Origin of the sequence: Halobaculum sp. MBLA0143 (assembly GCF_041361465.1) — an archaeon.
Classification (GTDB): domain Archaea; phylum Halobacteriota; class Halobacteria; order Halobacteriales; family Haloferacaceae; genus JAHENP01.
In genome coordinates this window covers 153,041-173,985 of the sequence record NZ_JBGKAC010000001.1, presented here as the reverse complement: position 1 = coordinate 173,985, position 20,945 = coordinate 153,041, and the positions used below count along the sequence as shown (strand labels likewise).

The following is a 20,945-nucleotide window of genomic DNA, read 5'->3' as shown; positions in this document are numbered from 1 at the left end:
GTGATCTCGACCGATGTACACCGCTCTGCTCAATATCGGTGTTTCGGCTGCTCTGTTCTTCATCGCCGTCCACGTGTCCAGTAGTCACCCGTACGTGGCTGCACTGTGCGGTTGTCACGGAGTCGTGTTCGCGGGGTACGTCCCGATAGAACGGGACTGGTGTCGTCTCGGACGCCGACAGTGGGAGTCAGTTAGCTACGGAGTCGCCGGTGTCGTAGCGGGAATCGCATTCCTCGCCGGCGTCCGCTATGATCTCGTGTTCTTCTCGATACTACTGGGCGTGTGTATGGTAGTCGACTGGGCACTACGAAGAGTCGGTGTGTTGCCGTTGTGGGACGCGGAGTGAACGACCAGCGGCGTACCCCCGCGTCAGCGCTGTCAGTCCGTGTCCGAGCGCTTCTCCGTGCTCGGTCGCAGGCGAAAGGTGACAGTCGAACACGGAAGACGCCGTCGACAGCCCCCTCAGACGAGCGGTTCGACGAAGACGTGATCCTTCTTCAGGCGAGGGATCTTGGCTCGGCCGTCCGTCTCGCACGTGACGATCTCGAGACGAGAGAGGAACTGTATGTCCTCGGAGACATCCCCTTTGTCGAGGCCGAGCTCGCGCGCGAGGTCGCGGACCGAGTCGGCCGACTCCTCCCGGAGATAGTCGATGATTGCGAAGTGTCTGTGGTTGAACTCGTCTGCAACGTCCTCGCGTCTAATGATCGTGAGGTCGTTGTAGCCGGCGTCCCGCAGCGCACGGTAGAATCGGACCCGTCTCTGCTCGGGGCGTTCCTCGGCGGACGCCCCGATCTCGCCGACAGCGTCTCTCGGCGCGTCTGTGTCGTCGTCGTGTTTACCCATCTGTTGTTCCCCTACTGACTGTTGGTAGATACTCCAACGACAAAAACGTACTGATTGGTGTCAACAGTAGTTAGATTACTAAATACTCTATACAGACACAGTTCGTGCGTTCGACAATGACGAGAACCCGGATAGACAGGCCCAACGAACGGCTCAAACGACCGAACGGGAACGGTCTCGGTACGCGTGATGTCTCGTGACTCGCGGATCTAAGGAGACAGTTGACGACGTGCCGTTGGGAGAGTACGAAGGAGACATTTATTACATCAATATTGCTAAAAGACCTGGGAAAACAGACGAGTGGTGTGTCTCGGTTGTTCGATCAGAACCCGCAGCAAACACCAACGTCGTACGTATCGACACGGATCACGGAGAACCACACCTCGACAAGCCCTGGCTCCCGCCTGCACAGAGGGACAAAGACTGGCTCGGATCCGACTTCACTGTCGACGACGCTATCGACCACTTCACCGAGAAGTGGCGGGTGTACGCGTGGCGGTACGCACGCTACCGTGAGGACAGAGACGTAACTGACCCACGGTAGGCTCGTCTCCCGACGGAAGCTGCATCGAGTTGGGTGGGGGTGAATACACTCAGTTGGGCGGTCCCTGTGACATCGACGACGACTGTGTCTCGTCACCGCGCGAGGGCCACTCGGGCGATCTACGAGTGTGACAGTTCGTCTACCAACAGGTCTCGAGTCTGTTCGGGTGTCGGCTGCGGTAGTTCAGACGCTCCCGAGGAAGTTCTCGATCACGTCGTGGCCGGCACCGGTCAACACGGACTCCGGGTGGAACTGGACACACTCGATGGGGTGCTCGCGGTGGCGCACACCCATCACAAGCTCTTCGCCGTCGTGGTCGGTCGTCGCAGTCACGTCGAAGCAGTCGGGCACCGTCGTGGCGATCAGCGAGTGGTAGCGGCCTGCGCGCAGTCCCTGATCGAGCCCGGCGAACACCCCCTCGCCGTCGTGTGACACCGGGTACGACTTCCCGTGGATCGGCTCGGGCGCGTGGCCGACGCTGCCGCCGTACTCGTAGACGGCCGCCTCCAAGCCGAGACACACACCGAGTGTGGGAATCTCCGGGGACAGCTCCCGGAGGACCGGCATCGTCACGCCCACGTCGCGGTCGTTCTTCGGGTGGCCCGGGCCGGGGCTGATGACGATCCCGTCCGGGTCGGCCGCCCGTACGTCTTCCAGGTCGACGGCGTTCTTCAATACCGTCGTCTCGACGGGCTCGCCGTCCGGCTCGTGGTCGCTGACGTACTCGACGATGTTGTAGGTGAACGAGTCGTAGTTGTCGACGAACGCGACCTTCACGACCCTCCACCTCCGTCGCGGTCGGCGATCCGGTCGACCGCGTCCAACACCCCGCGCATCTTCTGTTCCGTCTCCTCGTACTCCGCGGTCGGGTCGGAGTCGGCGACGACTCCCGCGCCCGCCCGGACGCCGAGTTCGTCCGTCGACCCACCGTGGTCGACGGTCGCGGTCCGGATCACGATCGCCAGGTCCGCGTCCCCGCTCCAGGAGTAGTAGCCGACGCCGCCGCCGTAGATCCCCCGCGGGGAGGTCTCTAGGTCGTCGACGATTTCCATCGCCCGCACCTTCGGCGCGCCCGTGAGGGTGCCACGCGGGAACGTCGCCCGCGTCGCGTCGAAGGCGTCGGCGTCGGCCGCGAGGGTGCCCACGACTGTCGACTCGATGTGCTGGACGTGGCTGTACTTCAGGACGTTCATGAACTCCTCCACCCGGACGGAGCCGGGGTCGCTCACCCGGCGCACGTCGTTGCGGGCCAGGTCCACCAACATCGTGTGCTCCGCCCGTTCCTTCTCGTCGGCCAACATCTCCCCGGCCAGCCGCCGGTCGTCCACCGGGGAGGTCCCCCGGGGGCAGGTGCCCGCGACCGGGTTGACGACGACCCGGTCTCCACGAACGGACACGAGCGTCTCCGGCGAGGCGCCGATCACCGACCGGTCGCCGTGTTGGAGGAGGTACATGTACGGCGAGGGGTTCACCTCCCGCAGCGACTCGTACAGTCCGAGGTCGTCCACGTCGCCCGAGAGCGTCCGCGTGCGGGAGATCACCCCCTGGTACACGTCGCCGTCGAGGACGTGCTGTTTGGTCGTCTCGACGGCTTCCTCGTAGTCCGCCTGCGCGCCGGCAGTCTCCGCGTCGACCGTCACCCCGCCGGTCTCGGGCGGCGCTGCCGTCGACAGTCGCTCGACCACCGACGCCGCCTCCGTCTGTAGCTCGTCGTAGACGGCGTCCGGGTCGTCGTCCGGGCCGACGACCGGGGTGAACACGAGTTCGACACTGTCCGTCCGGTCGTCGAACACGAGCGTCCGGGTGGTGAGCAGGAACTCCGCGTCCGGGGCGACCGGCGTCGGTCGGTCGACACCCACCTCCGACAGCGTCACGTCGTAGACGGCGTCGTACGAGAGGAAGCCGACGAGCCCGCCGTCCAGGTGTTGGCGGTCGTGGTCCGGGAACCCGACGCGGGTCACGTCCGGCAGCGCCGCCCGGACCCGATCTAACGTGTCTCCCGTCGCCGTCTCGACGTACTCCGCGGCCGGTCCGCGGGCGTCGACCGTCGTCTCCTCCGGCCGGACGGTGACGACCGCATCCGGGTCGTAGCCGACGAAGGAGAACCGGGCGTGTCGGTCGGCGTCGTCCGTGCTCGGGGCGAAGGCGCCGTCCGGGTCGGAGCTGGCCACTTTCTGTGCACTCTCCAACAGGAACGAGTGGTCCGACCGCTCCGAGAGGGCGGCGTACGCCGTCAACGGCTCCACGTCTGCCGGCACCGGCGCCGCCAGTCTGGTGACCACCGGTCCGTCGGCGTCGGCCACGAGATCCCGGAACGTCTCTCGCGAGCGGTCGAGTTCGACCGTCGTCTCGACCGCCCGCCCGCCGTCCGTCTCGCCGGAGTCCCCCCCGGGTGTCGCTGCCGTCTCGTTCGTGTGTGTCTGGTCTGTCACTGTGGCTCCTCGCGTCCGTGTCGACTCGTCAGCCCAGTTCCCCCTCGCTGACCGCCGGCTCGTCCAACGCGCGCCCGGCGTTGCGGACGAACCTGGCGACCGCGGTGTGGTCTTTCGCGCCGCCGGCCCGCTCTACGCCGCTCGCCACGTCGACGGCGAACGGCTCCGCAACCCGGACGGCGTCGGCGACGTTGTCCGGGGTGAGCCCGCCCGCGAGCACGACCGGAGAGGACAGCTCCCGGGCCAGCTCCCCGGTCGCCGACCAGTCGTGTGTCTCTCCGGTGCCGCCCGCGCCCGACTCCGTCGTGGAGTCGACCAAGACGGCGTCGGCCGCCTCGTCGATCTCCCGGGCACGGTGTGGGCTGTCGGCGTCGACGACCGGCACCACCTGCGTCTCCGTCTCCGCCCGGACGTACCCCAACTGCTCGGCGTCGAAGTCGGCGTGGAGCTGGACCACGTCCGGGGCGACCGACCGCACGGTGTCGACGGCGTCTTCCGGCGTCTCCGACATCGTGACGGCGACGCTCGTCAGGAACGGCGGCGTTCGGGCCGCCAGATCCGCCGCCGTCGACCGGTCGATCTCGCGTGGCGTGTCCGCGGACACGTCCGTGATCAGGCCGACCGCGTCCGCACCCGTCTCCACGACCGCTCGCAGGTCGATGGCGTTCGTCACGCCGCAGATCTTCACTCTGGTCATCGTCTTCTCCTCGTGGGGCGGTGGGCTTCACTCTGACCCTCGCGGCTCACGACCGCATCTGCTCCAGCGCCGCCGCCGCCTCGCCGTTCTCGATGGCGTCGGCTGCGACCTCCACTCCCTCGGCCGGGGAGTCTGCCAGCCCGGCGACGTACACCGCCGCGCCGGCGTTGGCGAGGATCACGTCCCGTTTCGGGCCGGTCACCTCCCCGCGGACGATCCCCTCCAGATCCGCCGCGTTCTCCTCGGGCGAGCCGCCGGCGATCTCCGACACCGGTGCCCGTTCTAAGCCGAGATCCTCCGGCGTCAGCGTGTACTCCGTCACCTCGTCCCCGTCCACCTCTGCAACGGTCGTCTCCCCGTGGAGCGCGATCTCGTCTGCGCCGTCGCCGTGGACGACCAGCGCCCGTTCGGTCGGCATGTGGGTCAGCGACTCCGCGATCTGGGGCACCAGCGCCTCGCTGTACACGCCCAACACCTGGGCGTCCGCGCCCGCCGGGTTCGTCAGCGGCCCGAGCACGTTGAAGATCGTCCGCATCCCCAACTCCTGGCGCGGGCCGATCACCGCCTTCATCGCCGGGTGGAAGACGGGCGCGAGCATGAACCCCATCCCGTTGTCTTCGATGTCCGCCTCCACGTCCGCCGGTTCCGCCTCCACGTCCACGCCGATCGCCTCCAACACGTCCGCGCTCCCCGACGGCGAGGAGACGCTGTAGTTGCCGTGTTTGGCGACGGTGACGCCCGCGCCGGCCGCGACGAACGCCGACGTGGTCGAGACGTTGATCGTGTCGAAGTCGTCCCCGCCCGTCCCGCAGGTGTCGACGAGTCGGTCGGCGTCCGGCTGGATCGTCCGGGCCGCCTCCCGCATCCCCTGGGCGAAGCCGGCGATCTCCGCTTCCGTCTCCCCTTTCGCCCGGAGCGCCGCCAGCAACGCCCCGATCTGTGCCTCCGTCGCCTCCTCGAAGACCAGCCGCGACGCCTCCCGCGCCTCGTCGACGCTCAGGTCCTCGCCGTCCGTCACCCGTTCTGTGAGACTCTGGATGGACATGGTGTACGATTTGGTCGTGCGATGTACGAGTGTGTACATCGACTTGAGGCTTTCGCGGCTCACTCAGCTCGTCGGCCTCAGAGTCTGCTCCACCCGGACGATGTTGTGGAACCGGAAGTCTCAGCTCTCGTGCGCGAACGTCCAGATCTCGTAGTCGTACTCTCGGATGTCTCCGTCCTCCCGTTTGGTGTCCGTGTACTGCTCGCGCCCGACGAGATCGGCGTGTCGCTCCAGCGTCGCCCGAATCGTCCGAACGACCCGTTCGTCCTCTTTGGTGACCGAGCCCTCGCCGTCCCGGTGGATCGACGCCGACACGAGGTAGCCCTCCGGAGCGACGAACTCCGTCAGCGTCCGGGTGAAGCCGACGTACTCCGTTACCGGGAGATCCGCGGCGGGGTAGTAGAGACACTCGCTGGCGAACACCAGATCGAACGACTCCGTGCGGTCGGCAGCCCACTCGACCATCTCGGCGTGCTCGAAGGTCGCTCCGTCGACCCGGTCGCGGGCGACGGCGAGCGCCTCCTCCGAGATGTCGACTCCGTGGACGTCCGCCTCGGGGAAGGCGTCGACGAGTCTGGCGGTGAAGGCCCCGTTCCCACAGCCGAGTTCGAGAACGGCGTCCACCTCCGTGTCCGCGGTCCTGTCGACGGCCACGTTCAGCGTCCGGTCGTACTTCCGTTGCTCGTACGTCGACTCGTAGAACCCCCACGGGTCGCCGTCACCACTCTGGTACAGGCTGTCGAAGTGATCGGAGTCGTACTTCACGGTGTTTGTATGCTTCTTCGTAATATTTCACTTTACTGGATCGTTTAGGGTCCATAGGCGGTGTCGCCGGGCGATCACCACTCCCCCAGTCGCGCCTGCCCGCTCCCGTCGTCCCCGTCGCCTGCCAGCTCCGCGGCCGTCTGTATCGTCGACTGGAACGTCTCCTTCTGGCTGCCGTCGTACAGCGTCGCCGCCGGGTGGACACAGATCAACACCCGGTAGCTCGCGTCGCCGACGCGGGCGTCGGCCACGTCGCCCGCCTCGCTCGTGACGGCGACGGATCGCTCCAAGAGGTTCTGTGCGGGGACCTTCCCCAGCGCCACGACGATCTCCGGGTCGATCGCCGCCAACTCGTCCGCGAGGTGACGGCGGCAGTTGTCGAGTTCCCCGCTCCGCGGGTCGCGGTTCTCCGGCGGCCGACACCGCACGCTGTTGGTGATCCGCACGTCCTCGCGGGCGAGCCCGGCGTCGCGTAAGGCGTCGTCCAACACCGTCCCGGAGCGCCCGACGAACGGCTCTCCTTCGGCGTCTTCCGTCTCACCCGGCCCCTCGCCGACGAACACCACGTCGGCGTCCGTCGGCCCGACCCCGTTCACGATCCGACTCCGAGAGTCGACGAGCCGCGGACAGTCCGTACAGTCGCTCACACACAGCGAGTCGTCCATACCCGTCAGTCGACCGCCGCGGGCAAGTGTGGTTCGCTCCGCTCACCCCCGGTCGCGGTACTGCCGGCCGGCCCGAGCGGCCAGTCGGGCGACCCGCAGCGGCTCCGGCCGACCGCTCCCCTCGGGAGTCGTCCGGACGACGAGTTCCCGCGCGGTCGCGGCGTCACAGCCGACCGCCCGCACCCACACCGTGTCGTCGCCGACGGCCACCCGTTCTCGCGGCGGCAGCCCCTCGTAGACGGCCAGTCGTCGGGCCAACGCCGCGCCGTCGAACTGCTCGCGCAGGGTCGACTCCAACCCGTCGGACGCTTCGAACGAGACCGCGACGACGGGACCGCCGAACTCGTCTGCGAGTGCGTCGAGGTCGAGAAGATTGAACCACGCCGGGGCGACGCCGGTCGTCAGCAGGTACTGGAGGTCCTCGCGGTCGTGGTTCCGAAGAAGATCCGTCACGGCCGCGGTGGCGTCCGTTCCGCCGACCGTACAGCGGCCGTACGCCAGGCCGTCGACGACCCGGTCGACGCGGACGACGGCGCCGGCGAGCGTCGCCGTCTCGGGACCGTCCGAGGCCGCGACCCCGAGCGTCCGCGTGCCGGGTTTCACCGCGCTACTCGTCTTTGATCTCCTGGAGCTTGTCCAGGAGTTCGTCGTTCGAAGCGCCGATTTCGAACTCCACGTCCCCCTCGTGGGTGCTCTCACCTGCGTCTACTGTGTCGTCGTCGCCGAGGTCCGAATCCAGTTCCTGGTTCTCCTGTTCGGATTCGTCGTAGCTCCCGAATCCCATACACTCTAGGATTGCCGATTGTGGAACAAAAAGGCACGGGTCGGTCGCTCGGCAGCGACGAGTCCGACATTTCTCGCCGAGATAATCTGGCGCGTGTCGGGTTCCGCTCGCGCCGAACGCGTGTTCGGTCGAAAACCCCGCGAGAGGGCCGTCAGTCGTCGGCGGTCGGCGGCGTCGCCTCGTCGGCCAGGAGGGGTGTGCCGTCCGCGTGCGGGCCGAGCCGCGGCCCGTACGGACCGCCGTCCGTGTCGATCTCCCGGCGGTGTCTGTAGTCCGTCGACCGTTCCACCGGACGCCGGCCGACACTCCGGATCAGGTCGACGTAGTCGTCGAACGACCGGAACTCCCCGTACTCCCCGCCGGCGCGGCTCGTAATCTCCTCCGAGAGGATCGTCCCCATGAAGTCGTTCGCGCCACACGACAACGTCTCCAACGCCTTCTCGTCGCCGTACTTCACCCAGGAGGTCTGGATGTTGTCGACGTTGTCGAGGAACAACCGAGAGACGGCGATCAACAGCTTGTCCTCGCGGTCGGTCGCGCCGCCGGAGACGACCCCCTGCTCGTACAACGGCGTCCGTTCGTGGACGAACGACAACGGGACGAACTCGGTGATCCCGCCGGTTCGGTCCTGGAGGTCGCGGATCCGTTCCAGGTGGAGCGCGCGGTGGTACTCGTTCTCGACGTGGCCGTACATGATCGTCGCCGTCACGTCCAGCCCGGCGGCGACGGCTCCCTCCATCGCCGCCAGCCACCCCTCCGTGTCGATCTTTCCGGGACAGATCACGTCGCGCACCTCGTCGACGAGGATCTCCGCCGCGGTGCCGGGCGCGGAGTCGAGGCCGGCGTCTGCGAGCCGCTCGTACACCTCGCGGTACGACCAGTCCGTCCCGCGACGGGCGTGGTACGCCTCCTCCGGCGTCATCGAGTGGACGTGGACCCCGTCGACGGCCATCGCCTCGATCTGTTCGACGTACGTCCCCGGGTCCGTCTCGTAGACGGCCGGCGGCTTGTAGTTCACCTCGCGGGCCGGGGCGTCGTACCCTCGCAGCACCTCGTGGTGTTCCGCGTCCAAGGCGAACGCCGGGTGGAGCCCGGAGACGGAACACACCTCGTAGATCCCGCGTTCCACCCCGTCGCGGACGATCTCGCGGGACTCCGCCGGCGTCTTCGTGAACCCACGGGTCGTCCCCTCGCTGTCCGTCTCGAACGTGCTCGCGGTGTCTTTGAAGTTACAGAACAGACAACCGGTGTTGCACGCGGTCGTCACGTTGTTGTTGAGGTTGGCGACGAACGTGACCTCCTCTCCCACCTCCTCGCGGCGGCGGTGGTCCGCGGCCGTCAGCACGGCCTCCGTCCGGGCCGGGTCCAGCCCGTCCGTCTCCGTCCCGGTCGTGAGCAGTTCCACCGCGTCGTCGACGGTCAGACGGCCGCCGTCGCGCGCCTTCGCCAGCGCGTTCTCGAACGACTGGTCCGTCTCCGGCTGGTGCCGGAAGGCGAGATCGTCGGCCGTGACGCCCGGCGACGGCTGATCCATACCACGACACTACCCGCGGAGGCAAAAAAGCCGCCCGGTGGCGGCATCTCCCGCCTACCGCAGCGCCACCGCCAGCCCGACCGCGCCCGCCAACAGGAAGAACAACACCACGACCGGCTGGCCGCCCGCCGCGGCACGGTACGTGCCGAAGCCGAGCGCGGCGACGACGGCGCCGGCCGCGACCGTGCCGCCCGCGTGGACGGCGACGTTCCACGTCGCGTCACTGTCGGCGGTCGTCTGCTCGCCTAGCCCGACGGCGTGATCGCCCAAGTCCCACAGCGACACCGTGCCGATGGAACCGACGAGCAACGGCAGCGCCGGTGCCCCGCCGACGCCCGCGACCAGCAGTCCGAAGCCGGCCGCGACGGCGCCGCCGCCGACGAGTCGCCGTTGCCCCTGTGTCACGCCTAACAGGGCCATGAACGTCCCGACCGCCGCGACCGCCCCGCCGGTGACGGAGCCCAGCGACAGCCCGAGCGTCGCCAGCCCCCCGACCACCGCGACCGAGACCTGGCCGGCGACCGGCGGCGTGTGGTCGACAGTCACGCAGACCACCGCCTCGCGGCTCGTTCCAACTCCGTCGCCAACGGCGTGTCACCCCAGTCGATCACTCGCAGCCCCGACGACCGGAGCTCGGAGAGTCGGTTCGCCCGCTCCACCCGAGCCAGCCGTTGGCCCGTCGTCTCTCCGCCCGTCGGGTCCGGACTGACGACGGTGACGAGGTGGCCGTAGGCGTCCAGCCGTCGGGCCGTCTGGACGGCGAAGTCGTCGACGACCGGCGAGAAGAACAACACCTGGGCGTCACCCGGGAGTCGGCGCCGGAACTTGTACAGCCACGTCGTCGGGAGGAACCGGTCTTCCAACGGCGTCGCGGACAACGCCGGGTGGGCGGTGAACAGCTCCCGGGCGGCGGCGCGGTGGTCGGCGCCGGTGCCGGGTGGGAGCCAGCACTCCCCCGGGCCGAAGGCGGCGATCCCGACCCGGTCGCCGCTGTCCAACAACGCCGAGAACGCCTGTGTGGCGGCGTCCACCGACCGCTCGACCGCGTTCTCCGCCTCCGGATCCGGCGAGCGGTACGCCTTCCGGCGGCTGTCGATCAACAGGACGACCGTCGCCGCCCGTTCCTCGCGGAACTCCAGGGTGGAGAGTTCGCCCGTGCTTGCGAGCCGCGCCCAGTTGATCCGGCGCACGGGGTCACCGTGGCGGTACTCCCGGGTGGAGTGGAACTCCAGGCCGCTGCCGCCCACGTCCGTCGGCACCCGCCCGCTGAACTGCGCGGTCAGCCCCCGCAGCGGGAGCGTCGCCGTCGCCGCGAGCTCCGGGTGACACTGGAGCGTCGTGTCGGCGTCCACCTCCAGAGTCACCTCCCGCGAGCCGCTGGCGTTGCGGGCGACCACCGTCACGGGGTCCCACTCGTGTTCCCCGCGGACGGCCGTCAGCGTGTACTCGAACGAGACGGACCGCCCCGGTAACAACGAGGTCGCCAGCCGCGCAGTGTCGTCGGTCGCCAGCGCCGCCGGCACGCCGTCGACCACCCGGAGATCCGGCAGGAAGTCCCCGTCGTTGTGGACCCGGACGGTGACCGTCACGTCGTCACCGGGGCTCGGCGACGGCGGGGCCAGTTCATGCTCCACCCGAACGGACGGCGTCGGCGTCGGGTCGCCGCGGGCGTACGCCGCGTAGCCGACGCCGACGACCCCGGCCAACACCAGGGGCGGGTGTTGGACGATGACGCCCAGGCCGACGGGGAGCAACGCCAACGCCGCGACGCCCGCCCACCGTTCCGTCGGGACGCCGCCACTGTCGGCGCTCACTCTTCACCCTCCACGAGCTTCCAGGCGTCGCCGTGTTCCGCCCCCGTCGGGGTGCGAGTCCGTTCGTCGGCCGTGTCACCGTCGGTGCCCGGGGTGACTGCCCGTCCCGTCTCCCTCCCGAGGTCGGCGCCCGGTCGGCCGGGGAGCCCGTCGCCGTCGCCCGGCTCCGTCCCCGTGTCGTCGTCCGGTTCGGTCGCGTCGCCGTCGTCCGACGAGAGTCGGTCGCGCAGTCGATCGCGCAGTCGACGCCGCAGGCGTGCGAACTCGCCGTCGGGCGCGTCCGGCGGCGGCGCCGTCGCCGGACGCTCCCCGCGTTCGACGGCCGCGATCGCCGCGGTCGTCCGCCGGGCGGCGAAGGCGAACCCGGACTCACTCCCGACCACGCCCCGAACTCTGACGGAGAAGGGGGCGTCGTCCGTCTCGTCCGCGAGGAACCACGCCGCGACGGGGTCGGGCGTCCAGTCGCCGTCCGCCACCGCCGCCTCGGCGGTCGCCTCGCCGACGCTCTCCGTCCGCCGCAGCGTCTCGACGGTCACCTGGCGGAGCCGGTCGCGCAGCTCTCGACGGTACGCCACGCTGCCACGGGACATACCCGTCGCGTCGGCGAGCAGTTCGTCCGTCTCCGTTCCCGGCACCGTCGTCTCGTGCCGCAGTTCCACGTCGTCCACGACGGTCTCGCGCCGACGGGTCTGGCGACCGACGTTGAAGTAGTTCAGGCCGAGCAACGCCGCCGACACCCCGACACCGGTGACGAACAGGTACGACACGTCGAACGCCCCTGCGATCCCTCGTTGAAACAGGACGACGAAGCCGGCGCCGACGAGCGTCAGTCCGCCGATCTCCGAGAGTCTCACGCGGTGTCACCCCCGTCGTCGTCCTCGTCCGCGTACACCGCCTCGACGTTGCGGAGCGCCGCGACCGCCCGACGCTCGCGGTCGTCCGTGACCTCCTCCCCGCCGTAGCGCACCTCCTCGAACAACGCCGTCAGCTCCGTGGCGTCCTCGCGGTCGATGCCGGCCTCGACGGCTGCCGCGGCGAACTCTGCGGGCGTGCTGGACCGAGGCCGGTCCACGTCCAGGTGGGTCGTCATCTCCCGCCAGGCGCGGTACACCTCGTTGTCCACGTTCGCGTCCGCCTCCAGTCGGTCTGCGGCCGCGCCCGCGACCTGACCGACGGCCGCCTGCCGGCTGGCGCTCGTCGTCTCGCCGTCTTCGTCCGCCTCGTCCTGTTCCTGGGCGGCAGATCGGATCAGGAGAACGGCGCTACCGGCGATGGCGAGGACCAACAACACGCCGAGAATCGCGGTCGGCGTCGACACGGCCTCGCCGGTGCCGCCGAGCCCCGACGAGCCGCCGCCGCTCAACAGCCCCGTCTGGTTCGTGTCTCCGAGCCCGTACTCCTGCTCGCTGGGACTCGACTGTGTCGTCCCACAGGAGATCAACAGCCCCCAGATGAACAGGAACGGGAACGACAACGACATCACCGCCAGCGCGGACAACACGACGGAGCCCATCTGTCTGTAGAGGAGGAGGAACCCGGCGACGATCACGGCCAGCCCGAGGAGCTGTGCCGGCAGCGTGCGTAGCTCCTCGACACAGATCTCCGGCGACTCACCGCCGGACGACTCCGTGATGTCGACACCGCTGTCCGGGCCGGTGCCCAGTCCCGTCTGGCCGCTCTGGGTGCCGGCGCCGACGCCGTCGCTGCTCGTCCGTGTCGTGGAGGTGAGGGTCGCGGCCGACAACGACAGGGCGGCGACCGCCGCGACCGCGAGGAGGACCGACAGGGCAGTGCGTCTGTCTACCACGACACTGTGTAACAGAAAACCACGGTTATTCCTTTCGACGTGTCGTCAGGAGAGGAACGACGCCGTCTGGGAGTCTCTACGCCCCCGACGGCGGTCGGGTCACTGGAACGCCGTTCCCGTCCCCTCGACGCGGTCGTCGCGGGGGCTGGAGCGTTGGAACCGAGACTCGATCTCGTCGTACTGCTCGCGGGTCTCGTCCGTGACGGACGGCGCCACCTCGTCCAACGCCTGCTCGAAGTGGTCGGGCGTGATCCGGACGTTGCCGAGGCTACGCTCCATCTCGGCGCCGTCCGTCGCCGACTCCATCCGGGTGATGTACTCCCGAGAGGCGTTCATCGACGCCTCACGGCACAGCGCTTCCAGGTCGGCACCGACGTAGCCGTCCGTCCGGGCGGCCAGGTCGTCCAGGTCGACGCCGTCGGTCAACGGCTTCTCGCGGGTGTGGACGGCCAGGATCTTCCGGCGGGCCTCCCGGTCGGGCACCGGAACGTGGACGTGTCTGTCCAGCCGGCCCGGCCGGAGGAGTGCGCTGTCGATCAGGTCCGGACGGTTCGTCGTGGCGATCACGACCACGTCCTCCAGCGCCTCCAGGCCGTCTAGCTCCGTCAACAGCTGGGAGACGACCCGCTCGGAGACGCCGGAGTCACCCGTGTTGTTCCCGCGCTCGGTGGCGATGGCGTCGATCTCGTCGAAGAACACCACCGTCGGGGCGTTCTCGCGGGCCTTCGAGAAGATCTCGCGGACCCCCTTCTCCGACTCGCCGACGTACTTGTCCAACAGCTCCGGCCCCTTCACCGAGATGAAGTTGGAGTCTGCCTCGTTGGCGACCGCCTTCGCCAGGAGCGTCTTCCCGGTGCCCGGCGGCCCGTACAGCAACACCCCCTTCGCGGACTCCACGTCCATCGTGTCGAACACCTCACCGTACTCCAGGGGCCACTGGATCGTCTCCGTCAGCCGTTGTTCGGTGTCTTCGAGGCCACCGACCTGGTCCCAGGTCACGTCCGGCACCTCGACGAACACCTCCCGGAGCGCCGACGGCTCGATACCGTGCATGGCGTCCTGGAGGTCGTCGTCCGTCACCTCGATCCGTTCGAGGATCTCCGCGTCGATCTCCTCGGACTCCAGGTCGATCTCCGGGCGGATGCGCCGGAGGGCGTTCATCCCGGCCTCCTTGGCCAACGACTCCAGGTCCGCGCCGACGAACCCGTGGGTGTTGTCGGCGTACGCGTCCACGTCCACGTCGTCCGACAACGGCATGTTGCGGGTGTGGACCTGGAGAATCTCGCGGCGGCCCTCGCGGTTCGGCACGCCGACCTCGATCTCGCGGTCGAACCGGCCCCCACGCCGCAGCGCCGGGTCGATGGCGTCCACACGGTTGGTCGCGCCGATCACGACCACCTGCCCGCGCTCCTCCAGCCCGTCCATCAGGGAGAGGAGCTGGGCGACGACGCGCCGCTCCACGTCGCCGGAGGTCTCCTCGCGTTTGGGCGCGATGGAGTCCAGCTCGTCCATGAAGATGATCGCGGGGGCGTTCTCCTGGGCCTCCTCGAACACCTCCCGGAGCTGTTCTTCGCTCTCCCCGTAGTACTTGCTCATGATCTCCGGCCCGGAGAGCGTCTGGAAGTGGGCGTCGATCTCGTTGGCGACCGCCTTGGCGATCATCGTCTTCCCGGTGCCCGGCGGGCCGTGGAGCAACACCCCCTTCGGCGGCTCGATGCCGAGACGGTTGAACAGCTCCGGGTGCCGCATCGGCAGTTCGATCATCTCGCGCACCTGCTGGAGTTCGCCGTCCAGCCCGCCGATGTCCTCGTAGGTCACGTCCGGCGTCTCCGCCCCGGCGGCGGCGGCGTCGTCCGCGATCTGCTCTGCGGGGCGCTCGCTCACCTGGACCTCCGTGGAGTCCGTGATGACGACCGTCCCCTCGGGGCTCGTGGAGGCGATCTTCAACGGCACGGCCTGGGAGTTGCCGCCCATCATCCCGAGCCCGAAGGAGAACGGCAGCGTCTGGCCCTTCGTCACCGGACGGCCGGACAGCTTGTTGCGGATCAGCGAGCCGATGTCACCCCGCACCCCGAACTGTTGGGGTAACGCGATCGTGATGCGTTCTGCGGGCTCCACGTCCGCCGCCGCCACCTCGACCGTGTCGTCGATCCCGACGTCCGCCTCCTTGCGGAGCTGGCCGTCGATCCGGACGACGCCGCTGCTGTCGTCCTCCGGGTAGCCGGGCCACACCCGCGCGATCGCGGTCTCGTCGCCGACGAGCTTCACGTAGTCGCCGGCCTGCAGGTCCAGCTCCTCTGCGGCCAGCCGGTCGACGGCCGCCAGCCGGCGGCCGGCGTCCTTCTGCTTCAACGGCTTGACGGTGAGATTCACGCTGCCACCTCCACGACGACCACACCGTTGTTGACAGTCGCCGACGCCGGCTCACCCGGCAGTTCGAGCTCGAAGGTGTCGGCGTCTGCGCCCTCGCCGACGGCCACGATCGCGACCCCGTCGACCGTGTCGACGGAGGCCGTCTCCCCCCCCGGGAGGTCGACCGCGAGGACCGTCCGGTCCGGGTAGTCGTACCGCCGCACGAGCCGTTCCGCACCGGTCTGTGAGTGTCTCTGGGTCATCTTTCCTAACCACAGGTAACAGTCGTACGCATATGAACCTTTCGCCGATCAATCGCAATACGGCGTCGGGGTGTCCCGAGTGCGGTTGTCTCGCGCTTCACATCGCGGGGCCGTCGCGGCGACACGACGTGGGAACCGACAGCGGGCGGCGGGGCGGAGACGGCCGAGCGGTCGTGGGCGACGGACGACGGGCGCGTCTCTCCGGACGGTGTCGCGAGCGGACAGAAGCGTCTCCGGACGGTGTCGCGAGCGGAGAGAGGGGTGTGCCGGGAGCCTACGGCAGGAGTCCGGCGGCCGCGGCCTCGGCCGTCTCGATGATCGGGCCGAAGCCGGGGAGCAGTAGCAGCGTCCCGACGGCGGCGACGATCACGGCGGCGTACAGTGCCGTCGGCGTGCCCGACAGCTCGACGGGCGTGTCCGGCTCTTCGATCCACAGCGCCTTCACGACCCGGCTGTAGTAGAACAACGACAGCGCGGAGTTGACCGCCCCCGCGGCCGCGAGCCACCAGTAGCCGGCGCTGACGGCGCCGGCGAACAGGAAGTACTTCGAGAAGAAGCCGCCGAACGGCGGCAGCCCCGCGAGCGAGAACATGAACACGGACATCGCGGCGGCCGCGACCGGCACCTGCCGGCCGAGCCCGGCGTAGTCCTCGAACCGCTTCCCGACGCCCCAGTTCTCCGCCAGCGCGACGAACAGGAACGCCCCGGTGTTCATGAAGCCGTACACCATGAGGTGGGCCATCGACGCCCCCAGCACGCTACCGGGCTCGGCGGCGGTGACGGAGCCGCCGGTCCAGGCGGCCAGCCCGATCAGGGCGTAGCCGGCGTGACCGACGGAAGAGTACGCCAGCATCCGCTTGACCGTCTCCTGGGTGGCGGCGGCGAAGTTCCCCAGTGTCATCGTGACGATCGCCAACACCTGGAACAACAGCATCCAGTCGACGCCGACCCCTTCCAACGGGAACCCGAGCGTGAACACTCGGAACATCAGCGCGAACCCGGCGGCCTTCGACGCCGACGACAGGAACGCGGTGACGGGCGCGGGCGCACCCTCGTACGCCTCCGGCGCCCAGAACTGGAACGGGGCGCTCGCGGTCTTGAACGCGAACCCACCGGCGACCATCAGCACACCGACGCCGGCGATGCCGGCGACGCCGTCTGCGCCGCCGACGACCGCCGCCGGCTCGCGGAGCCCGGCGGCCACGTCCGACAGGACGAGCGAGCCGGTGGCGCCGTACACGAGCGAGATCCCGAACGCGAACACCGCAGACGACAGCGCGCCGACGAGGAAGTACTTCAGCCCACCCTCGACGCTGCCGTCGTTGGACTTCAGGAACCCGACGAGCGCGTACGACGGCAGCGACGCCAGCTCCAGCGAGACGAACGCCGTCGCCAGGGAGTTGGCGCTGGCCATCAGCGCCATGCCCGTGGCCGCCAGCAGGACGAGCGCGTAGTACTCCGCCTGGTAGCTGCGGTCACGGAGGTAGTCGAAGCTCGCCACCGACACGAGCGCGGTGACGGACGCGAACAACGCCTGGAAGAACAACGACATCCCGTCGACGACTAGGGCGCCGTCGAACAGCGTCAGCGACTCGCCGGTGCCGATCAGCCCGGCGCCGGGCGACAGCAGCCAGCCGGCCAGCCCCAGCGCCGACAGCGAGCCGACCACCGACAGGCCGGCCAGGAGCGCCGGACTGTTGTCGTCCGGGTCGATCAGGTCGATCACGAACAGGAGCAGTCCGGTGACCGCGAGCGCGACCGCCGGCGCGAGCCCGACCCACGCCGGGAGGTGACTGGACATTACAGCTCACCCCCCGTTCCCAGGATCGGGTCGATGGCGTCCGTGATCATGTCGAAGAACAGCTCCGGAGCGACGCCCAAGGCGACGATCGACAGGAGCAACACCGCCAGCGGCACCGTCTCCGTCAGCCCGGCGGGCGACACGTCGTAGTCCGTCTCCAGTTCGTACGGGCCGAACAACGTCTTCTGCATCGCCAACAGGAGATAGCCCGCGACGATCACGATCCCGAACATCGCGGCGGCCGCGAACAGGGGCGCCGACGGCAACACCGTCGAGGCGAACGCCCCCTGGAAGATGAAGAACTCCGCGGCGAAGCCGGCCATCAGCGGCAGTCCCATGTAGCCGAACGCGCCGGCGATCAGGATCCCGACCGTCACCGGCATCCGGTCTGCCAGCCCGGACATCGACCCCACCATCCGCGTGTGGGTCTCGTTGTAGATGACGCCGACCGCCATGAACATCAGCCCGGAGATCAGGCCGTGCGCGACCATCTGGAACGTGGCGCCGCCGACACCCAGCGTGGTGTAGGCGACGAGCCCCAAGATCACGTACCCCATCGACGACACCGACGAGTACGCGACGATCCGCTTGAGGTCCCGTTGGGCCAGCGCCAGCATCGCGCCGTAGATCACGGAGACGACCGCGAAGATCGCGATCAGCCCCGCGTACTGTTGGGCCACGTCCGGCAGCATCGTGAAGTTGTACCGGAGCATCGCGTACGTCCCCATCTTCAGCAGGACGCCCGCCAGGAGCACCGACACCGGGGTCGGCGCCTCGACGTGGGCGTCCGGCAGCCAGGTGTGGAACGGGACGACCGGCACCTTCACCGCGAACCCGAGGAACATGGCGGCGAACGCGACCGTCTTCACCGTCGACGGCGCCAGTCCGAGGAAGCCGGACACCTCGCCCGCGTGGATCGCGGCCGTGATCGCCGGCAGACCGAACGTGGACACGTCCAGGCTGTACACGAGCTGGATGAAGAAGATGAACATCACGAGCGAGGCGATGTTCGTGTACACGAAGAACTTGATCGCCGCGTACTTGCGGCGGGGACCGCCCCAGATCCCGATCAGGAAGTACATCGGGACGAGCACGGCCTCCCAGAACACGAACCACGCGAAGAAGTCGAGCGCGGTGAACACGCCCAACAGGTTCGCCTCCATGAACAGGACGAGCCCGTAGAACTGCGCCTGTCGCTCGTCGATGGGTTTCCACGCCGAGAGGATCGCCAGCGACGTGAGGAACGTCGAGAGAACGACGAGCGGGAGACTCACCCCGTCGACGCCGACGAACCACTGGAGCTCGATTCCGCCGACCTCCAGCCACCGGATCTGTGTCTCGAACGCCCGGGCGGCAGAGCCGTCCAGCAGGGCGTTGCCGGCGGCGTCGAACGCCGTCCACATGTAGAGGCTCCCCGCCAGCGGTAGGAGGCTCGCGACGAACGCGAGCTTACCGGCGACCCTGTCGGGGGCGAGCAGTACGACCAGTGCGGCCAGGAACGTCACGCCGATCAGTGCCTCGATTATCACAGCAACCACCCCTCGTACAGCCCGAACGCCACCAGGAGCGCCGTCAGCCCCAGCGTCACGAGCGTCGCGTAGTTACTCACGATCCCCGTCTGGATCCGGCGGATCCGGGAGCCAGACGAGAGACTCACGCTGGAGACGCCGTTCACGACCCCGTCGATCAGACTCTGGTCGACGGTGTCTGCGACCCGCGCGAGCGGCTGGACGACGTTCGTCGCCAGCCACACCTGGTACTCGTCCTGGTAGTAGTTGTTGTACAACACGTCCTGGAGCCCGCCGAGCTTCGCCGTGTGCTCGGTCGGCTCCGGCGTCGCGTACAGCCGGAAGCCGGCGATCGCACCGATCAGCGCCAGCCCCAGAGACAACGCTCCGGGCAGGATCGGTCCCAGCTCGGCGGCGGTTATCTTCGCCGGGTTCACGCTGTGGAGCAGGTGGTGGTAGTGCTCCGTCGACAGCGTCTCCATCAGCGCGACCCCCTTCGGGCCGTGGAGCCACTGGTGGAGGAAGTCCACCTCGGCGCCGGTGAGCTTCTTCACCGGCGCGAGGTTGAGGAACCCGGTCGTCGCCGCGAGCACGCCCAGCACCGTCAACGGCCCCTTGACGTTCCACCGGACCGGCTCCGGATCGGCGGCCTGGTCCGTCCGCGCCTCACCGTGGAAGGTGAGCGCCACCATCCGGAACGTGTAGAACCCGGTGAACAACACCGCCAACAGGCCCATCGCGTACGCCGCCAGGAACACCGTCCCGAGCGGCCCGGTCGTGCCGAGCCCGTGGATCAACGCCTCGTACAGCACCTCGTCTTTCGACCAGAAGCCCGCGAACGGGACGATCCCCGCCAGCGCCAGCGAGCCGACCAGGAACGTCGCGTACGTGACGGGCATCCGCTTTCGGAGACCGCCCATGTCCCACATGTTCTCGTTGTGGTGCATGGCGATGATGACCGACCCTGCACCCAGGAACAGGAGCGCCTTGAAGAAGGCGTGGGTGAGCAGGTGGAACGTCGCGGCGACGTAGCCGCCGGTCCCCAGCGCGAGCATCATGTAGCCGTACTGGGAGATCGTGGAGTACGCCAGCACCTGTTTCAGTTCCCGTTTGACGAGCCCCATCGTCGCCGCGAACAGGGCGGTGAAGCCACCGACCAAGGCGACGACGGCGAGCGCCCCGGGCGAGACGGCGTAGAAGCCGTACATCCGGGCGACCAGGAACACCCCGGCCGCGACCATCGTCGCGGCGTGGATCAGCGCCGACACCGGGGTCGGACCCTCCATCGCGTCCGGCAGCCAGGTGTGCAACGGGAACTGGGCGGACTTCCCGATCACGCCGCCCAACACGAGCAGACCGAGGATCGTGAACCACGTCCCCGGCTCGAAGCCGAACGTCCGGACGCTCGCCTCACCGGCGAGCACGAGCTCCGCGAGGTGCGGGAACGACTCCCCGCCCGCGAACTGCGCCGTACCGAACGTGGCGACGATCCCGACCAGCCCGACGAGGAAGAAGTAGTCCCCGAACCGGGTGACGAGGAACGCCTTCTTGGCCGCGCTGGGCGGACCGGACTCCCGGAAGTGGAAGCCGATCAGCAGGAACGAACACAGCCCGACCAGCTCGAAGAAGACGAACGACTGGAGCAGGTTGTCGGAGACGACGAACCCGAGCATCGACGCCGTGAACAGCCCGAGCCCGGCGTAGTACCGCGGGAGACCGGTCTCGCCCTCGTCGTTCATGTAGCCCAGCGAGAAGACGTGGACCAAGAGGGCGACCAACGAGACGATCACGAGCATCATCGCCGACAACGGGTCCAACAGGAGCCCGAAGGTGAGCTCCAGCGTCTCCGCCTCGACGCCGGCCGCGACGGCCCACTCGTAGATCGTCTCGTCGTACACGTCACCGCCCGCGACGGTCAGGGCGACCCAGCCAGACAGGACGAGCGACCCCGCGGTCGCCGCGATACCGGGCAGTGCCCCGCCCTTGGGCAACACGTCACGACCGTACAGCCCGGCCGCGAGCGCGATCAGGAACGAGACGAACGGCAGCGCGACGATCGCCGGAGCGTAGGTGAACGCGCCCGCCATC

20 protein-coding genes are annotated in these 20,945 nt (G+C 68.7%); 1 reads left to right on the top strand and 19 read right to left on the bottom strand.

What is annotated here, in order from left to right:
* Positions 1-462: 462 nt before the first annotated feature.
* Positions 463-846 (bottom strand): HVO_A0114 family putative DNA-binding protein, encoded by a 384-nt coding sequence (locus tag RYH79_RS00950; RefSeq protein WP_370895325.1) that lies wholly within the window; start codon positions 844-846, stop codon positions 463-465.
* A 235-nt stretch (positions 847-1,081) separates the two neighbouring features.
* Here RYH79_RS00950 and RYH79_RS00945 point away from each other — a divergent pair, with 235 nt between their 5' ends.
* Complete coding sequence (locus RYH79_RS00945) at positions 1,082-1,390, top strand: DUF7718 family protein (protein ID WP_370895324.1); 309 nt, start codon at positions 1,082-1,084, stop codon at positions 1,388-1,390.
* Between the two features lie 183 nt (positions 1,391-1,573).
* Here RYH79_RS00945 and trpG read toward each other — a convergent pair whose 3' ends face one another.
* The 18 genes from trpG to nuoL all read right to left on the bottom strand — a co-directional run bounded on the left by trpG (position 1,574) and on the right by nuoL (position 20,944).
* Positions 1,574-2,167 carry an anthranilate synthase component II gene (gene trpG / locus RYH79_RS00940; protein WP_370895322.1) on the bottom strand — a complete coding sequence of 198 codons (594 nt, stop codon included), beginning with the start codon at positions 2,165-2,167 and terminating at the stop codon, positions 1,574-1,576.
* Positions 2,164-3,693, bottom strand: coding sequence for an anthranilate synthase component I (trpE, locus tag RYH79_RS00935; RefSeq protein WP_370900716.1), 1,530 nt, complete (start codon positions 3,691-3,693; stop codon positions 2,164-2,166). The genes trpG and trpE overlap by 4 nt, the downstream gene beginning before the upstream one ends.
* A 157-nt stretch (positions 3,694-3,850) precedes the next feature.
* Positions 3,851-4,519 carry a phosphoribosylanthranilate isomerase gene (locus RYH79_RS00930; RefSeq protein ID WP_370895320.1) on the bottom strand — a complete coding sequence of 223 codons (669 nt, stop codon included), beginning with the start codon at positions 4,517-4,519 and terminating at the stop codon, positions 3,851-3,853.
* A gap of 46 nt (positions 4,520-4,565) precedes the next feature.
* Entirely contained in the window at positions 4,566-5,564 is a 999-nt protein-coding gene (gene trpD / locus RYH79_RS00925) for an anthranilate phosphoribosyltransferase (protein WP_370895318.1), read from the bottom strand.
* Between the two features lie 120 nt (positions 5,565-5,684).
* Entirely contained in the window at positions 5,685-6,329 is a 645-nt protein-coding gene (locus RYH79_RS00920) for a class I SAM-dependent methyltransferase (RefSeq protein WP_370895317.1), read from the bottom strand.
* A gap of 74 nt (positions 6,330-6,403) precedes the next feature.
* On the bottom strand, positions 6,404-6,994 hold the full coding sequence (locus RYH79_RS00915; RefSeq protein WP_370895315.1) for a uracil-DNA glycosylase: 591 nt from the start codon (positions 6,992-6,994) through the stop codon (positions 6,404-6,406).
* A gap of 42 nt (positions 6,995-7,036) precedes the next feature.
* Complete coding sequence (locus tag RYH79_RS00910; RefSeq protein WP_370895313.1) at positions 7,037-7,597, bottom strand: endonuclease dU; 561 nt, start codon at positions 7,595-7,597, stop codon at positions 7,037-7,039.
* Positions 7,598-7,601: 4 nt separating this feature from the next.
* Positions 7,602-7,778, bottom strand: coding sequence for a DUF5786 family protein (locus RYH79_RS00905; RefSeq protein ID WP_370895311.1), 177 nt, complete (start codon positions 7,776-7,778; stop codon positions 7,602-7,604).
* 151 nt (positions 7,779-7,929) lie between these two features.
* The gene (gene cofH, locus RYH79_RS00900; RefSeq protein ID WP_370895309.1) at positions 7,930-9,312 is read right to left on the bottom strand and encodes a 7,8-didemethyl-8-hydroxy-5-deazariboflavin synthase subunit CofH; all 1,383 of its coding nucleotides are present in this window, start codon (positions 9,310-9,312) and stop codon (positions 7,930-7,932) included.
* A 54-nt stretch (positions 9,313-9,366) separates the two neighbouring features.
* A complete protein-coding gene (locus tag RYH79_RS00895; protein WP_370895307.1) occupies positions 9,367-9,858 on the bottom strand; it encodes a DUF7519 family protein in 492 nt (163 codons plus the stop codon).
* Positions 9,855-11,126 (bottom strand): DUF58 domain-containing protein, encoded by a 1,272-nt coding sequence (locus RYH79_RS00890; RefSeq protein WP_370895305.1) that lies wholly within the window; start codon positions 11,124-11,126, stop codon positions 9,855-9,857. Before RYH79_RS00890 ends, RYH79_RS00895 begins: the two co-directional genes overlap by 4 nt.
* Positions 11,123-11,980: a DUF7269 family protein gene (locus RYH79_RS00885; RefSeq protein ID WP_370895303.1), complete on the bottom strand. Its 858-nt coding sequence runs from the start codon at positions 11,978-11,980 to the stop codon at positions 11,123-11,125. The genes RYH79_RS00890 and RYH79_RS00885 overlap by 4 nt, the downstream gene beginning before the upstream one ends.
* The gene (locus RYH79_RS00880; RefSeq protein ID WP_370895301.1) at positions 11,977-12,933 is read right to left on the bottom strand and encodes a DUF4129 domain-containing protein; all 957 of its coding nucleotides are present in this window, start codon (positions 12,931-12,933) and stop codon (positions 11,977-11,979) included. Before RYH79_RS00880 ends, RYH79_RS00885 begins: the two co-directional genes overlap by 4 nt.
* 99 nt (positions 12,934-13,032) lie before the next feature.
* On the bottom strand, positions 13,033-15,306 hold the full coding sequence (locus tag RYH79_RS00875; protein ID WP_370895299.1) for a CDC48 family AAA ATPase: 2,274 nt from the start codon (positions 15,304-15,306) through the stop codon (positions 13,033-13,035).
* Positions 15,303-15,548, bottom strand: a complete 246-nt coding sequence (locus RYH79_RS00870) for a DUF7127 family protein (protein ID WP_370895297.1) — start codon at positions 15,546-15,548, stop codon at positions 15,303-15,305. The genes RYH79_RS00875 and RYH79_RS00870 overlap by 4 nt, the downstream gene beginning before the upstream one ends.
* A gap of 274 nt (positions 15,549-15,822) precedes the next feature.
* Positions 15,823-17,349 (bottom strand): NADH-quinone oxidoreductase subunit N, encoded by a 1,527-nt coding sequence (locus tag RYH79_RS00865; RefSeq protein ID WP_370895295.1) that lies wholly within the window; start codon positions 17,347-17,349, stop codon positions 15,823-15,825.
* A complete protein-coding gene (locus RYH79_RS00860; protein WP_370895293.1) occupies positions 17,349-18,878 on the bottom strand; it encodes a complex I subunit 4 family protein in 1,530 nt (509 codons plus the stop codon). Before RYH79_RS00860 ends, RYH79_RS00865 begins: the two co-directional genes overlap by 1 nt.
* Positions 18,875-20,944 carry an NADH-quinone oxidoreductase subunit L gene (nuoL, locus tag RYH79_RS00855; protein ID WP_370895291.1) on the bottom strand — a complete coding sequence of 690 codons (2,070 nt, stop codon included), beginning with the start codon at positions 20,942-20,944 and terminating at the stop codon, positions 18,875-18,877. Before nuoL ends, RYH79_RS00860 begins: the two co-directional genes overlap by 4 nt.
* Between the last annotated feature and the right edge of the window lies 1 nt (position 20,945).